The organism is Streptomyces sp. NPDC006624 (genome assembly GCF_040611555.1).
Taxonomy (GTDB): domain Bacteria; phylum Actinomycetota; class Actinomycetes; order Streptomycetales; family Streptomycetaceae; genus Streptomyces.
On record NZ_JBEXOM010000019.1, the window covers coordinates 30,312 to 45,386 of the forward strand.

Below are 15,075 nucleotides of genomic sequence, written 5' to 3' on the forward strand. Positions count from 1 at the left end.
ACAGATGAGCAAGACCCTGATCCGTGGTGCGAAGGTGCTCGGCGGCGAGCCGCAGGACGTGCTGATCGACGGCGGGACCGTCGCCGAGGTGGGCAGCGGGCTGTCCGCCGAGGGCGCCGAGGTCGTGGAGGCCGGCGGCAAGGTGCTGCTGCCGGGCCTGGTCGACCTGCACACCCACCTGCGCGAGCCCGGCCGCGAGGACTCCGAGACCGTCCTCACCGGCACCCGGGCCGCCGCCTCCGGCGGCTACACCACCGTCTTCGCCATGGCCAACACCTTCCCGGTCGCCGACACCGCCGGCGTGGTCGAGCAGGTCTGGCGGCTCGGCAAGGAGCACGGCTACTGCGACGTGCAGCCCATCGGCGCCGTCACCGTCGGCCTCGACGGCAGGAAGCTCGCCGAGCTGGGCGCCATGCACGAGTCGGCCGCCGGCGTCACCGTCTTCTCCGACGACGGCAAGTGCGTCCACGACGCCGTGATCATGCGCCGGGCCCTGGAGTACGTGAAGGCCTTCGGCGGCGTCATCGCGCAGCACGCGCAGGAGCCGCGGCTCACCGAGGGCGCCCAGATGAACGAGGGCGTCGTCTCCGCCGAGCTGGGCCTCGGGGGCTGGCCCGCGGTCGCCGAGGAGTCGATCATCGCCCGGGACGTCCTGCTCGCCGAGCACGTCGGCTCCCGCGTCCACATCTGCCACCTGTCGACCGCCGGGTCCGTCGAGATCGTCCGCTGGGCCAAGTCCCGCGGCATCCAGGTCACCGCCGAGGTCACTCCGCACCACCTGCTCCTCACCGACGAACTGGTCCGCTCCTACAACCCCGTCTACAAGGTCAACCCGCCGCTGCGCACCGAGCGCGACGTGATGGCCCTGCGCGAGGCGCTCGCCGACGGCACGATCGACATCGTCGCCACCGACCACGCCCCGCACCCGCACGAGGACAAGGACTGCGAGTGGGCCGCGGCCGCCATGGGCATGGTCGGCCTGGAGACCGCGCTGTCGGTGGTGCAGGAGACGATGGTCGACACGGGCCTGCTGGACTGGGCCGGCGTCGCCGACCGCATGTCCTTCAAGCCCGCGCAGATCGGACAGGCCACGGGCCACGGCCGTCCCGTCTCGGCAGGTGAGCCCGCCAACCTCACCCTGGTCGACACGGCATACCGTGGGCTCGTGGAACCCGCGGGCTTCGCCTCGCGCAGCCGCAACACCCCCTACGAGGGCCGCGAGCTGCCGGGCCGTGTGACGCACACGTGGCTGCGGGGCAAGGCCACGCTCGTCGACGGGAAGCTCACGTGACACCTGTAATCCTGCTGGCCGCCGGGAAGGAATCGGCGGAAGTGACCGACTGGGCCGCCCGCATCGGCTGGGTCGTCGGCCTCGCCCTCTTCGTCGCGCTCGTCTACTGGCTGATGCGCGAGGGCTGGAAGTGGCGCGGCACCCTCCAGGGCGACCTGCCCGAGCTGCCCGTCACCCCGGACGACCCGGGCCCGGCGCGCCTGACCCTGACCGGCCGCTACCACGGCTCCACCACCGCCGGGCAGTGGCTCGACCGGATCGTCGCCCACGGCCTGGGCACCCGCAGCCGCGCCGAGCTCACGCTGACGGACGCCGGCCTGGACGTCGTACGCCCGGGGGCGAACGACTTCTTCGTCCCGGCCGCCGCCCTGCGCGAGGCCCGGCTCGACAAGGGCATCGCCGGCAAGGTGCTCACCGAGGGCGGCCTGCTGGTCGTCACCTGGGCGCACGGCGACCGGCTGATCGACTCCGGCTTCCGCTCCGACCACGCGGCCGAGCACAACGAGTGGGTCGAAGCCCTCACCACCATGATCGAAACGAACAGCACGGAAGGCGCCGAACGATGACCACCTCCACCAGGGGAGCCAAAACTCCCGCCGTACTCGTCCTGGAGGACGGCCGGGTCTTCCGCGGCCGTGCCTACGGGGCCGTGGGGGAGACCTTCGGCGAAGCGGTGTTCTCCACCGGCATGACCGGCTACCAGGAGACCCTCACCGACCCCTCGTACCACCGCCAGGTCGTGGTGATGACCGCCCCGCACGTCGGCAACACCGGCGTCAACGACGAGGACATGGAGTCCCGGCGCATCTGGGTCTCCGGCTACGTCGTGCGCGACCCCGCGCGCGTGCCCTCCAGCTGGCGCTCCCGGCGCACGCTGGACGAGGAGCTGGCCGCGCAGGGCGTCGTCGGGATCTCCGGCATCGACACCCGCGCCCTCACCCGCCACCTGCGCGAGCGCGGCGCCATGCGCGTGGGCATCTTCAGCGGCGACGCCGTCCAGGACGACAGCGCGCTCCTCGCCCGCGTGCAGGAAGCACCGCAGATGAAGGGCGCGAACCTCTCCGCCGAGGTCGCCACCACCGAGCCGTACGTCGTGCCCGCGATCGGTGAGAAGAAGTTCACCGTCGCCGCCGTCGACCTCGGCATCAAGGGCATGACCCCGCACCGCATGGCCGAGCGCGGCATCGAGGTGCACGTCCTGCCGGCCACCGCCACCGTCGACGACGTCTACGCGGTGAACCCGGACGGCGTGTTCTTCTCCAACGGCCCGGGCGACCCGGCCACCGCCGACCACGCCGTCTCCGTCATGCGGGGCGTCCTGGAGCGGAGCACCCCGCTGTTCGGCATCTGCTTCGGCAACCAGATCCTCGGCCGCGCCCTCGGCTTCGGCACCTACAAGCTGAAGTACGGCCACCGCGGCATCAACCAGCCGGTGCAGGACCGTACGACCGGCAAGGTCGAGGTCACCGCGCACAACCACGGCTTCGCCGTCGACGCCCCGCTCGACCAGGTCTCCGAGACCCCGTTCGGCCGCGCCGAGGTGTCGCACGTCTGCCTGAACGACAACGTGGTGGAGGGGCTGCAGCTCCTCGACCGCCCCGCCTTCAGCGTCCAGTACCACCCCGAAGCGGCAGCCGGCCCGCACGACGCCGCCTACCTGTTCGACCGCTTCGTTTCCCTGATGGAGGGCCAGCGTGCCTAAGCGCACCGATATCCAGTCCGTCCTGGTCATCGGCTCCGGCCCGATCGTCATCGGCCAGGCCGCCGAGTTCGACTACTCCGGCACCCAGGCGTGCCGTGTCCTGAAGGCCGAGGGCCTGCGGGTCGTCCTGGTGAACTCCAACCCGGCGACGATCATGACCGACCCGGAGATCGCCGACGCCACGTACGTCGAGCCGATCACCCCCGAGTTCGTCGAGAAGATCATCGCCAAGGAGCGGCCCGACGCGCTGCTGCCCACCCTGGGCGGCCAGACGGCCCTCAACACCGCCATCTCGCTGCACGAGAACGGCGTCCTCGACAAGTACGGCGTCGAGCTGATCGGCGCCAACGTGGAGGCGATCCACAAGGGCGAGGACCGCGACCTGTTCAAGGAGGTCGTGGAGGAGGTCCGCAAGAAGATCGGGCACGGCGAGTCCGCCCGGTCCTACATCTGCCACTCCATGGACGACGTCCTCAAGGGCGTCGAGGAGCTCGGCGGCTACCCGGTCGTCGTGCGCCCCTCCTTCACCATGGGCGGCGCCGGCTCCGGCTTCGCGCACGACGAGGAGGAGCTGCGCCGCATCGCCGGGCAGGGCCTCACCCTCTCGCCGACCACCGAGGTGCTCCTGGAGGAGTCCATCCTCGGCTGGAAGGAGTACGAGCTGGAGCTGATGCGCGACAAGCACGACAACGTCGTGGTCGTCTGCTCCATCGAGAACTTCGACCCCATGGGCGTGCACACCGGCGACTCGATCACCGTCGCTCCCGCGATGACGCTGACCGACCGCGAGTACCAGGTGCTGCGCGACGTCGGCATCGCGATCATCCGCGAGGTCGGCGTCGACACCGGCGGCTGCAACATCCAGTTCGCGGTCAACCCCGCCGACGGCCGGGTCATCGTCATCGAGATGAACCCGCGCGTGTCCCGCTCCTCGGCCCTGGCCTCCAAGGCGACCGGCTTCCCGATCGCCAAGATCGCCGCCAAGCTCGCCGTCGGCTACACGCTGGACGAGATCCCGAACGACATCACGCAGGAGACCCCGGCCTCCTTCGAGCCGACGCTCGACTACGTGGTCGTGAAGGCCCCGCGGTTCGCCTTCGAGAAGTTCCCCAGCGCCGACTCCACCCTCACCACCACCATGAAGTCGGTCGGCGAGGCCATGGCCATCGGCCGCAACTTCACCGAGGCCTTCCAGAAGGCGCTGCGCTCGCTGGAGAAGAAGGGCAGCCAGTTCACCTTCGTCGGCGACCCGGGCGACAAGACGCAGCTGCTGGAGCAGGCCGTCCGCCCCACCGACGGCCGCATCAACACCGTCATGCAGGCGATCCGCGCCGGTGCCACGCCCGAGGAGGTCTTCGACTACACGAAGATCGACCCCTGGTTCGTCGACCAGCTCTTCCTGATCAAGGAGATCGCCGACGAGCTGGCCGGGGCGCCCGAGCTGACCGCCGACCTGTTCGCCGAGGCCAAGCGGCACGGCTTCTCCGACCAGCAGATCGGCGAGATCCGCGGCCTGCGCGAGGACGTCGTCCGCGAGGTGAGGCACGCGCTGGGCATCCGCCCGGTCTACAAGACGGTCGACACCTGCGCCGCCGAGTTCGCCGCGAAGACGCCGTACTTCTACTCCTCCTACGACGAGGAGACCGAGGTCGCGCCGCGCGAGAAGCCGGCCGTCATCATCCTGGGCTCCGGCCCGAACCGCATCGGCCAGGGCATCGAGTTCGACTACTCCTGCGTCCACGCCTCCTTCGCGCTGAGCGACGCGGGCTACGAGACGGTGATGGTCAACTGCAACCCGGAGACCGTCTCCACGGACTACGACACCTCCGACCGCCTGTACTTCGAGCCGCTGACGCTGGAGGACGTGCTGGAGATCGTCCACGCCGAGCAGCAGGCCGGACCCGTCGCGGGCGTCGTCGTCCAGCTCGGCGGTCAGACCCCGCTCGGCCTGTCGCAGGCGCTGAAGGACAACGGCGTGCCGATCGTCGGCACCTCCCCGGAGGCCATCCACGCCGCCGAGGACCGGGGCGCCTTCGGCCGGGTGCTGAAGGAGGCGGGCCTGCCGGCCCCCAAGCACGGCACCGCCACCACCTTCGCCGAGGCCAAGGCCATCGCCGACGAGATCGGCTACCCGGTCCTGGTCCGCCCCTCCTACGTCCTCGGCGGACGCGGCATGGAGATCGTCTACGACGAGACGCGCCTGGAGGCGTACATCGCCGAGTCGACCGAGATCAGCCCCACCCGCCCGGTGCTCGTCGACCGCTTCCTCGACGACGCCATCGAGATCGACGTCGACGCCCTCTACGACGGCCAGGAGCTGTACCTCGGCGGCGTCATGGAGCACATCGAGGAGGCCGGCATCCACTCCGGCGACTCGGCCTGCGCCCTGCCCCCGATCACCCTCGGCGGCTTCGACATCAAGCGCCTGCGCGCCTCCACGGAGGGCATCGCCAAGGGCGTCGGCGTACGCGGCCTGATCAACATCCAGTTCGCGCTCGCGGGCGACATCCTCTACGTCCTGGAGGCCAACCCGCGCGCCTCCCGGACCGTCCCCTTCACCTCGAAGGCGACGGCGGTGCCGCTGGCCAAGGCGGCCGCCCGGATCTCGCTGGGCGCGACCATCGCCGAACTGCGCGCCGAGGGCCTGCTCCCGGCGAACGGCGACGGCGGCGAGCTGCCGCTGGACGCGCCGATCTCCGTCAAGGAGGCCGTCATGCCGTGGTCGCGCTTCCGCGACATCCACGGCCGCGGCGTCGACACGGTCCTCGGCCCGGAGATGCGCTCCACCGGCGAGGTCATGGGCATCGACTCCGTCTTCGGCACGGCGTACGCCAAGTCGCAGGCGGGCGCCTACGGGCCGCTGCCCACCAAGGGCCGCGCGTTCATCTCGGTCGCCAACCGCGACAAGCGCTCGATGATCTTCCCGGCCCGCGAGCTGGTCGCGCACGGCTTCGAGCTGCTCGCCACCTCCGGCACCGCCGAGGTCCTCAAGCGCAACGGCATCAACGCCACGGTCGTGCGCAAGCAGTCCGAGGGCCCCGGCCCCAACGGCGAGAAGACCATCGTCCAGCTCATCCACGACGGCGAGGTCGACCTCATCGTCAACACCCCGTACGGCACCGGCGGCCGCCTCGACGGCTACGACATCCGCACGGCGGCCGTGGCACGCTCCGTGCCCTGCCTGACCACCGTGCAGGCCCTCGCGGCGGCGGTCCAGGGCATCGACGCCCTCAACCGCGGCGACGTGAGCGTCCGCTCGCTCCAGGAACACGCGGAACACCTGACCGCGGCCCGCGACTAGCAGCCCCGAGGGGGACACCGGAAACGGTGTCCCCCTCTTCGTGAGGACGCCCGTCCTCGTGAGGACACCATGTACAAGATCTTCTTCCGTCTCGTCTTCAAACGGCTGGACCCGGAGCAGGCCCACCACCTCGCCTTCCGCTGGATCCGCCTTGCCGCCCGCGTCCCCGTGCTGCGCACCTTCCTCGCGGCCGCCCTCGCGCCCCGCCACGAGGAGCTGCGCACCGAGGCCCTGGGACTGCGCATGCACGGCCCCTTCGGGCTCGCGGCCGGCTTCGACAAGAACGCCGTCGGCATCGACGGCATGGCCATGCTGGGCTTCGACCACGTCGAGATCGGCACGGTCACCGGCGAGCCCCAGCCCGGCAACCCCAAGCAGCGGCTGTTCCGCCTCGTCGAGGACCGGGCGCTGATCAACCGCATGGGCTTCAACAACGACGGCTCGCTCCGGGTCGCCGCCCGCCTGGCCTCCCGTACGCCCGTCTTCAGGACGGTCGTCGGCGTCAACATCGGCAAGACCAAGGTCGTGCCGGAGGAGGAGGCCGTCGCGGACTACGTGAAGTCCGCCGAGCGGCTCGCCCCGTACGCCGACTACCTGGTCGTCAACGTCTCCTCGCCGAACACGCCGGGTCTGCGCAACCTCCAGGCGACGGAGGCGCTCCGCCCGCTGCTGAGCGCCGTCCGCGAGGCCGCCGACCGCTCGGCGTCCGCGCGGCGCGTCCCGCTGCTGGTCAAGATCGCGCCGGACCTCGCCGACGAGGACGTCGACGCCGTCGCCGACCTCGCCGTGGAGCTCGGCCTGGACGGGATCATCGCCACCAACACCACCATCGCGCGCGAGGGCCTCGGCCTGAAGTCCGGCCCCGCCCTGGTCCAGGAGACCGGCGGCCTCTCCGGCGCGCCCCTGAAGGAACGCTCCCTGGAGGTCCTGCGGCGCCTCTACGCGCGCGTGGGCGACCGCATCACCCTGGTCGGCGTCGGCGGCATCGAGAGCGCCGAGGACGCCTGGCAGCGCATCCTGGCCGGTGCCACGCTGGTCCAGGGCTACAGCGCGTTCGTCTACGAGGGGCCGTTCTACGCCCGCGCGATCCACAAGGGCCTCGCCGCGCGCCTGCGCACCAGCCCGTACGCCACGCTCGCCGACGCGGTGGGCGCCGACGTGAGGAAGACGGCATGAGTGGTCTCGAACCCTTCGGCGCGCGTCTGCGCCGGGCCATGGACGAGCGCGGCCCGCTGTGCGTCGGCATCGATCCGCACGCCTCCCTGCTCGCCGAGTGGGGCCTGAACGACGACGTCGCGGGCCTGGAGCGGTTCAGCCGCACGGTCGTCGAGGCGGTCGCCGACCGGGTCGCCGTGCTCAAGCCGCAGAGCGCGTTCTTCGAGCGCTTCGGCTCGCGCGGCGTGGCCGTGCTGGAGAAGGCGGTCGCCGAGGCCCGGGCGGCCGGCGCCCTGGTCGTGATGGACGCCAAGCGCGGCGACATCGGCTCGACCATGGCCGCCTACGCCGAGTCCTTCCTGCACAAGGACGCGCCGCTGTTCTCCGACGCCCTGACCGTCTCGCCCTACCTGGGCTACGGCTCCCTCAGCCCGGCCGTCGCGCTGGCCCGGGAGAGCGGTGCCGGGCTGTTCGTGCTGGCGCTGACCTCGAACCCGGAGGGCGGCGAGGTCCAGCACGCCGTGCGCGCCGACGGCCGGAACGTCGGAGCGACGATGCTCGCGCACCTGGCCGCCGAGAACGCGGGGGAGGAGCCGCTGGGCTCCTTCGGCGCGGTCGTCGGCGCCACCCTCGGTGACCTGTCGACGTACGACCTGGACATCAACGGCCCGCTCCTCGCGCCCGGCATCGGCGCGCAGGGGGCCACCCCGGCCGATCTTCCGGCGGTCTTCGGGACGGCCGTGCGCAACGTCGTGCCGAACGTGAGCCGGGGCGTGCTGCGCCACGGTCCCGACGCGGTCGCTCTGCGTGACGCGACGGAACGCTTCGCAGAGGACATCCGGCACGCCGTGACGTCCTCGTGAGGCGGTCCAGACCATACCGCGAGACCTCCGATGAGTGGTCCGGGGCCCGCCTGAGTCTGAATACATCCTCAAATCCGGGGCAGTATGTCCTAAATGTCCGTTCAGATGAAGGCTGACCAGGACTTTTCCGCTGTTCTCGCTGACTCTGGCGCACTTGCCCGCTAGTCTCCGACGAGAGAGCGGGCAAGCGTGTGTTGCTCGTGGCTCCCCAGGTGTGGGGCGACTAGGTTCCTCACCGGTCCGTATCCGACAGTTCGACATCCGAGGTGACGTAGGCGTGGCTCTTCCGCCCCTTACCCCTGAACAGCGCGCAGCCGCGCTCGAAAAGGCCGCCGCGGCTCGCCGGGAGCGGGCCGAGGTCAAGAATCGACTCAAGCACTCCGGCGCCTCCCTTCACGAGGTCATCAAGCAGGGCCAGGAGAACGACGTCATCGGCAAGATGAAGGTCTCCGCCCTCCTCGAGTCGCTGCCGGGCGTGGGCAAGGTCCGCGCCAAGCAGATCATGGAGCGACTCGGCATCTCCGAGAGCCGCCGGGTGCGCGGTCTCGGTTCCAACCAGATCGCCTCCCTGGAGCGCGAATTCGGCAGCACCGGCTCCTGAACCGGGTCGGCCCGGGACGGTGAGTCCCGGGCACTCCGGGATTGCTGGATAATCGCTGCATGGCTGTAACACCCCGGGGGACGACCCCCGTACCCCCGGACGCACGTCCGCGGCTGACCGTGCTCTCCGGCCCTTCCGGGGTCGGCAAGAGCACGGTCGTCGCCCATATGCGCAAGGAACACCCCGAGGTCTGGCTCTCGGTGTCGGCGACGACCCGCAAGCCGCGCCCCGGCGAGCAGCACGGCGTCCACTACTTCTTCGTCACCGACGACGAGATGGACAAGCTGATCGCCAACGGCGAGCTGCTGGAGTGGGCCGAGTTCGCCGGCAACCGCTACGGCACGCCGCGCGGGGCTGTGCAGGAACGCCTGGAGAAGGGCGAGCCCGTCCTCCTCGAGATCGACCTGCAGGGCGCCCGGCTGGTCCGGGAGTCGATGCCCGACGCCCAGCTGGTGTTCCTGGCCCCTCCCTCCTGGGAGGAACTGGTGCGCAGGCTCACCGGGCGGGGCACCGAACCGCCCGAGGTGATCGAGCGCAGGCTGCAGGCGGCGAAGATCGAACTGGCCGCCGAACCGGAGTTCGACACGACCCTGGTCAACACCTCCGTCGAGGACGTGGCACGCGAGCTGCTAGCCTTGATGAACGTCGTGTGACCATCGCTGATCGTTCCGGTCCTCGCTGATCATCCCGACAGAATCTTTCCCATCCATCGGAAGGTAGAGCGTGTCCTCTTCCATCTCCGCGCCCGAGGGCATCATCAACCCGCCGATCGACGAGCTCCTCGAGGCCACCGACTCGAAGTACAGCCTCGTGATCTACGCGGCCAAGCGGGCCCGCCAGATCAACGCGTACTACTCGCAGCTCGGCGAGGGTCTCCTCGAGTACGTCGGTCCTCTCGTCGACACCCACGTCCACGAGAAGCCGCTCTCGATCGCCCTCCGGGAGATCAACGCGGGGCTCCTGACGTCCGAGGCCGTCGAGGGCCCGGCGCAGTAAGTAGTATCAGCAGCTTGACGCTGACTTTTCCACAGGCCCGGCAGGCCCTCTGCCGGGCCTGTGGTGTGTCATGGAGTCGTAGGCTGTGCCGGTTGCCGAGGTTCGGGGAGAGACGGTGGACAAGCCGAAGGTCGTTCTGGGGGTCAGTGGCGGGATCGCCGCGTACAAGGCCTGTGAGCTGCTGCGGCGGCTGACGGAGTCGGGCCATGACGTGCGCGTGGTGCCCACCGCCTCCGCGCTGCACTTCGTCGGAGCCGCCACCTGGTCCGCCCTCTCCGGGCACCCGGTCTCCACCGAGGTCTGGGACGACGTCCACGAGGTGCCGCACGTCCGCATCGGCCAGCACGCCGACCTGGTCGTCGTCGCCCCCGCCACCGCCGACATGCTCGCCAAGGCGGCCCACGGCATCGCCGACGACCTCCTCACCAACACCCTGCTCACGGCCCGCTGCCCGGTCGTCTTCGCCCCCGCCATGCACACGGAGATGTGGGAGCACCCGGCCACCCAGGAGAACGTGGCGACGCTGCGCCGCCGCGGCGCCCTCGTCATCGAACCGGCCGTGGGCCGCCTCACCGGCGTCGACACCGGCAAGGGCCGGCTGCCCGACCCGGCCGAGATCTTCGAGGTCTGCCGGCGGGTGCTCGCCCGCGGCGTGCGGGAGCCGGACCTCAAGGGCCGGCACGTCGTCGTCAGCGCCGGCGGCACCCGAGAGCCCCTGGACCCCGTCCGCTTCCTCGGCAACCGCTCCTCCGGCAAGCAGGGCTACGCCCTCGCCCGCACCGCCGCCGCCCGCGGCGCCCGGGTCACCCTGATCGCCGCCAACAGCGCCCTGCCGGACCCCGCCGGCGTGGACGTGATCCCGGTCGGCACGGCCGTGCAGCTGCGCGAGGCGGTCCTGAAGGCGGCCGCAGGCGCCGACGCCGTGGTCATGGCCGCGGCGGTCGCGGACTTCCGCCCCGCCGCCTACGCGGCCGGGAAGATCAAGAAGAAGGACGACCAGGAGCCGGAGCCGATCACCCTGGTGCGAAATCCGGACATCCTCGCGGAGATCTCCGCCGACCGCGCCCGCGCCGGGCAGGTCGTCGTCGGCTTCGCCGCGGAGACCGACGACGTCCTCGCCAACGGCCGCGCCAAGCTGAAGCGCAAGGGCTGCGACCTGCTGGTGGTGAACGAGGTGGGGGAGCGCAAGACCTTCGGCTCCGAGGACAACGAGGCCGTGGTGCTCGGCGCCGACGGCAGTGAGACCCCCGTGGCGCACGGCCCCAAGGAAGCCCTGGCCGAAACCGTGTGGGACCTGGTGGCCGACCGGCTGCCCTGACAGCCCGCTCTTGAGCCTCCCCCTTGAAACCGGGTCGATCCGGGCGTGGCGCCTCTGGCCAACGTCGCTCGGCATTGGGCAGAATGCCCGTGCCGCAGGTCACAGCGCTCCCGAGTGGCGAGACAGGTGGGCCGTGGCCGAAGCGTGACCGATAAACTGTTCCACGGACGGCGTTCGGGTGCAGCCCCCGCCGTCCGCCAATGATCAGCCAGCAGCCGCTGCAACCCCAGGGAGCGTTGTGTCCCGTCGCCTGTTCACCTCGGAGTCCGTGACCGAGGGTCACCCCGACAAGATCGCTGACCAGATCAGCGACACCATTCTCGACGCGCTGCTGCGCGAGGACCCGGCCTCCCGGGTCGCCGTCGAGACCCTGATCACGACCGGCCTGGTGCACGTGGCCGGCGAGGTCACGACCAAGACGTACGCGGACATCGCGACGCTGGTCCGGAACAAGATCCTCGAAATCGGCTACGACTCCTCGAAGAAGGGCTTCGACGGCGCCTCCTGCGGCGTGTCCGTGTCGATCGGCGCGCAGTCCCCGGACATCGCCCAGGGCGTGGACACCGCGTACGAGTCCCGCGTCGAGGGCGACGAGGACGAGCTCGACAAGCAGGGCGCGGGCGACCAGGGCCTGATGTTCGGCTACGCGACGGACGAGACGCCGACGCTGATGCCGCTGCCGATCTTCCTGGCCCACCGCCTGTCCAAGCGCCTGTCCGACGTGCGCAAGAACGGCACGATCCCCTACCTGCGCCCGGACGGCAAGACCCAGGTCACCATCGAGTACGACGGCGACAAGGCGGTCCGTCTGGACACCGTCGTGGTCTCCTCCCAGCACGCCTCCGACATCGACCTGGACTCGCTCCTGGCTCCGGACATCAAGGAGTTCGTGGTCGAGCCGGAGCTGAAGGCGCTCCTGGACGACGGCATCAAGATCGACACGGAGAACTACCGCCTGCTGGTGAACCCCACCGGCCGTTTCGAGATCGGCGGCCCGATGGGCGACGCCGGCCTGACCGGCCGCAAGATCATCATCGACACCTACGGCGGCATGGCCCGCCACGGCGGCGGTGCCTTCTCCGGCAAGGACCCGTCCAAGGTCGACCGCTCCGCGGCGTACGCGATGCGCTGGGTCGCGAAGAACGTGGTCGCCGCGGGCCTCGCCTCCCGCTGCGAGGTCCAGGTGGCGTACGCCATCGGCAAGGCCGAGCCGGTCGGTCTGTTCGTCGAGACCTTCGGCACCGCCAAGGTCGACACGGAGAAGATCGAGAAGGCCATCGACGAGGTCTTCGACCTCCGCCCGGCCGCGATCATCCGCGACCTCGACCTGCTCCGCCCGATCTACTCCCAGACCGCCGCGTACGGTCACTTCGGCCGCGAGATCCCCGACTTCACGTGGGAGCGCACGGACCGCGTGGACGCGCTGCGGCAGGCTGCCGGGCTGTAGTCCGGTTCCACGGCCTCAGGCCCGGCTCCCCGTGGGGGGCCGGGCCTCGTCGTGTCCGGGTGCTTCCCCGCCGGGCGCCGCCGCCTGTCAGTGGGGTTTGGTAAGAATGCAAGCGTGAGCAGCGAGAACGAACAGGTGGACGGCGGTGCGGAGGGCGCGCCGCCCGAGCAGCTCGCGCTCATCCGGGAGAGTGTGCGCAAGGCCGCGACGCCGCGTGCCAAGCCGCGGACGTGGCGCGGGGCCGCGCTCGCCAAGGAGCGGCCCGTCGCCCGGGTGCTCGTCGACAAGGGCGTGCTCCACCTCGACCGGTACTTCGACTACGCCGTGCCCGAGGAGTTGGACGAGCAGGCGCAGCCGGGCGTCCGGGTGCGGGTGCGGTTCGGGGCCGGGCGGCACCGCGTGCGGGACGGCCGCCGGGAGGGCGGCGGGCTGATCGACGGGTTCCTCGTCGAGCGGCTGGCCGAGTCCGACTACTCCGGGCCGCTGGCCGCCCTCGCCCAGGTCGTCTCGCCCGAGCCGGTGCTGAGCGAGGAGCTGCTGGGACTGGCCCGTGCGGTCGCCGACCGGTACGCGGGCAGCCTCGCCGACGTCCTGCAGCTCGCCGTACCGCCGCGCAACGCCCGCGCCGAGCAGCGCCCCTCGCCCGAGCCGCTCCCGCCGCCCCCGCCGCCCGGGCCCGGGTCCTGGCAGCGGTACGAGCGGGGTCCGGCCTTCCTGGAGTCCCTGGCCTGCGGCGGTGCGCCCCGGGCCGTGTGGAACGCGCTGCCGGGTCCGCAGTGGAGCGAGGAGCTGGCCCGGGCCGTCGCGGCGACGCTGGCCTCCGGGCGCGGCGCGCTCGTCGTGCTGCCCGACGGGCGGGCCGTCGCCCGGGCCGACGCCGCCCTGACCGCCCTGCTGGGGGAGGGGCGGCACGCCGTGCTCACCGCCGACGCCGGTCCCGAGAAGCGGTACGCGCAGTGGCTCGCGGTCCGGCGCGGCTCGGTACGGGCCGTGATCGGAACCAGGGCCGCGATGTTCGCGCCGGTCCAGGACCTCGGGCTCGTCGCCCTCTGGGACGACGGGGACGACAGCCACAGCGAGCTGCACGCCCCCCAGCCGCACGCCCGCGAGGTGCTCCTGCTGCGGGCAGCCCAGGACCAGTGCGGCTTCCTGCTGGGGAGCTGGGCCTGCACGGTCGAGGCCGCGCAACTCGTCGAGACCGGCTGGGCGGGCCCGATCGTCGCCACCCGGGAGCAGGTGCGGGCAGCCGCCCCGCTCGTGCGCACCGTGGGGGACGGGGACCTCGCGCGGGACGAGGCCGCCCGGGCCGCCCGGCTGCCCACCCTCGCCTGGCAGGTCGTCAGGGAGGGGTTGCGGCAGGGGCCCGTGCTGGTGCAGGTGCCCCGGCGGGGATACGTGCCGCGCATGGCGTGCGCCACCTGCCGGGAGCCCGCGCGCTGCCGGCACTGCTCCGGGCCGCTTCAGGCGCGGGACGGCGGGGCCCTGTGCTGCGGCTGGTGCGGCCGTGAGGAGAGCGCCTGGCACTGCCCGGAGTGCGGCTCCTTCCGGCTGCGCGCCTCGGTCGTCGGGGCGCGGCGGACCGCCGAGGAACTCGGACGGGCCTTCCCCGCGGTCCCGGTGCGGACCTCGGGACGCGAGCACGTGCTCGACACGGTGCCGGGGACGCCCTCCCTCGTGGTGAGCACGCCGGGAGCCGAGCCCGTCGCCGAGGGCGGCTACGCGGCGGCGCTGCTGCTCGACGGGTGGGCCATGCTCACCCGGCCCGATCTGCGGGCCGGGGAGGACGCGCTGCGCCGGTGGATGGCGGCCGGCGCGCTGGTCCGGCCCCAGCCGGCGGGGGGCACGGTGGTGGTCGTGGCCGAGCCGACGCTCCGGCCCGTGCAGGCGCTCGTCCGGTGGGATCCCGTCGGGCACGCGGTGCGGGAACTGGCCGAGCGGGCCGAGCTGGGGTTTCCGCCGGTGTCCCGGATGGCGGCCGTGTCGGGTCCGGCGGAAGCGGTCGCCGAGTTCCTCCGTGCGGCCCGGCTGCCGCCGGATGCCGAGGTGCTGGGCCCGGTGCCGCTGCCCGTGACCCCCGCGGGGCGCCCGCGGCGGACGGGAGCGCCGCCGCCGGGGGAGCAGTGGGAGCGGGCGTTGCTGCGGGTGCCCCCGGGGAAGGGGGCGGCGCTGGCCGCGTCGCTCAAGGCCGCGCAGGCCGCCCGGATGGCCCGGGGCAGCGGGGGCGGCGGTGCCCCGGTGTGGGTGCGGATCGATCCGGCCGACATCGGGTGAGCGGCGGCGCCGTTCGCCTCGCGTCAGGCGCCCGGCCCGTCCGAGCCGACGGTCCCGCCCCGCCGCACACGCGTGCGGCTGCCGGAGACGTCCCGGGAGGGCGGAGCGGTGGGGGGGGAACGGGAGGGCC

General features: G+C 71.9%; 12 protein-coding genes. All 12 read left to right on the plus strand.

Features of this window, described 5'->3' with window-relative positions:
* Positions 1-4: 4 nt before the first annotated feature.
* The 12 genes from ABZY20_RS28770 (at position 5) to ABZY20_RS28825 (ending at position 14,945) form a co-directional block, all read left to right on the plus strand.
* On the plus strand, positions 5-1,291 hold the full coding sequence (locus ABZY20_RS28770) for a dihydroorotase (protein WP_356445079.1): 1,287 nt from the start codon (positions 5-7) through the stop codon (positions 1,289-1,291).
* Positions 1,288-1,857, plus strand: a complete 570-nt coding sequence (locus ABZY20_RS28775) for a hypothetical protein (protein WP_356445081.1) — start codon at positions 1,288-1,290, stop codon at positions 1,855-1,857. Before ABZY20_RS28770 ends, ABZY20_RS28775 begins: the two co-directional genes overlap by 4 nt.
* Positions 1,854-2,993, plus strand: a complete 1,140-nt coding sequence (carA, locus tag ABZY20_RS28780) for a glutamine-hydrolyzing carbamoyl-phosphate synthase small subunit (protein WP_356445083.1) — start codon at positions 1,854-1,856, stop codon at positions 2,991-2,993. The genes ABZY20_RS28775 and carA overlap by 4 nt, the downstream gene beginning before the upstream one ends.
* Positions 2,986-6,294, plus strand: coding sequence for a carbamoyl-phosphate synthase large subunit (carB, locus tag ABZY20_RS28785; protein WP_356445085.1), 3,309 nt, complete (start codon positions 2,986-2,988; stop codon positions 6,292-6,294). Before carA ends, carB begins: the two co-directional genes overlap by 8 nt.
* 69 nt (positions 6,295-6,363) lie before the next feature.
* Complete coding sequence (locus ABZY20_RS28790) at positions 6,364-7,470, plus strand: quinone-dependent dihydroorotate dehydrogenase (protein WP_356445087.1); 1,107 nt, start codon at positions 6,364-6,366, stop codon at positions 7,468-7,470.
* On the plus strand, positions 7,467-8,312 hold the full coding sequence (pyrF, locus tag ABZY20_RS28795) for an orotidine-5'-phosphate decarboxylase (RefSeq protein WP_356445088.1): 846 nt from the start codon (positions 7,467-7,469) through the stop codon (positions 8,310-8,312). Before ABZY20_RS28790 ends, pyrF begins: the two co-directional genes overlap by 4 nt.
* A 277-nt stretch (positions 8,313-8,589) precedes the next feature.
* Positions 8,590-8,913, plus strand: a complete 324-nt coding sequence (locus ABZY20_RS28800; protein ID WP_003977346.1) for an integration host factor — start codon at positions 8,590-8,592, stop codon at positions 8,911-8,913.
* Between the two features lie 59 nt (positions 8,914-8,972).
* The gene (gmk, locus tag ABZY20_RS28805; RefSeq protein ID WP_356445091.1) at positions 8,973-9,566 is read left to right on the plus strand and encodes a guanylate kinase; all 594 of its coding nucleotides are present in this window, start codon (positions 8,973-8,975) and stop codon (positions 9,564-9,566) included.
* Positions 9,567-9,636: 70 nt separating this feature from the next.
* On the plus strand, positions 9,637-9,909 hold the full coding sequence (rpoZ, locus tag ABZY20_RS28810) for a DNA-directed RNA polymerase subunit omega (RefSeq protein ID WP_003988945.1): 273 nt from the start codon (positions 9,637-9,639) through the stop codon (positions 9,907-9,909).
* A gap of 115 nt (positions 9,910-10,024) precedes the next feature.
* Positions 10,025-11,227 (plus strand): bifunctional phosphopantothenoylcysteine decarboxylase/phosphopantothenate--cysteine ligase CoaBC, encoded by a 1,203-nt coding sequence (gene coaBC / locus ABZY20_RS28815; RefSeq protein WP_356445093.1) that lies wholly within the window; start codon positions 10,025-10,027, stop codon positions 11,225-11,227.
* A gap of 238 nt (positions 11,228-11,465) precedes the next feature.
* Positions 11,466-12,674 (plus strand): methionine adenosyltransferase, encoded by a 1,209-nt coding sequence (gene metK, locus ABZY20_RS28820; RefSeq protein WP_356445095.1) that lies wholly within the window; start codon positions 11,466-11,468, stop codon positions 12,672-12,674.
* A 114-nt stretch (positions 12,675-12,788) separates the two neighbouring features.
* The gene (locus ABZY20_RS28825) at positions 12,789-14,945 is read left to right on the plus strand and encodes a primosomal protein N' (protein ID WP_356445097.1); all 2,157 of its coding nucleotides are present in this window, start codon (positions 12,789-12,791) and stop codon (positions 14,943-14,945) included.
* Positions 14,946-15,075: the final 130 nt, after the last annotated feature.

Coding starts and splice junctions, on each gene's coding strand:
- ABZY20_RS28770 (WP_356445079.1), top strand. CDS start 5: ATGAGCAAGACCCTGATCCGTGGTGCGAAGGTGCTCGGCGGCGAGCCG.
- carA (WP_356445083.1), top strand. CDS start 1,854: ATGACCACCTCCACCAGGGGAGCCAAAACTCCCGCCGTACTCGTCCTG.
- ABZY20_RS28790 (WP_356445087.1), top strand. CDS start 6,364: ATGTACAAGATCTTCTTCCGTCTCGTCTTCAAACGGCTGGACCCGGAG.
- pyrF (WP_356445088.1), top strand. CDS start 7,467: ATGAGTGGTCTCGAACCCTTCGGCGCGCGTCTGCGCCGGGCCATGGAC.
- gmk (WP_356445091.1), top strand. CDS start 8,973: ATGGCTGTAACACCCCGGGGGACGACCCCCGTACCCCCGGACGCACGT.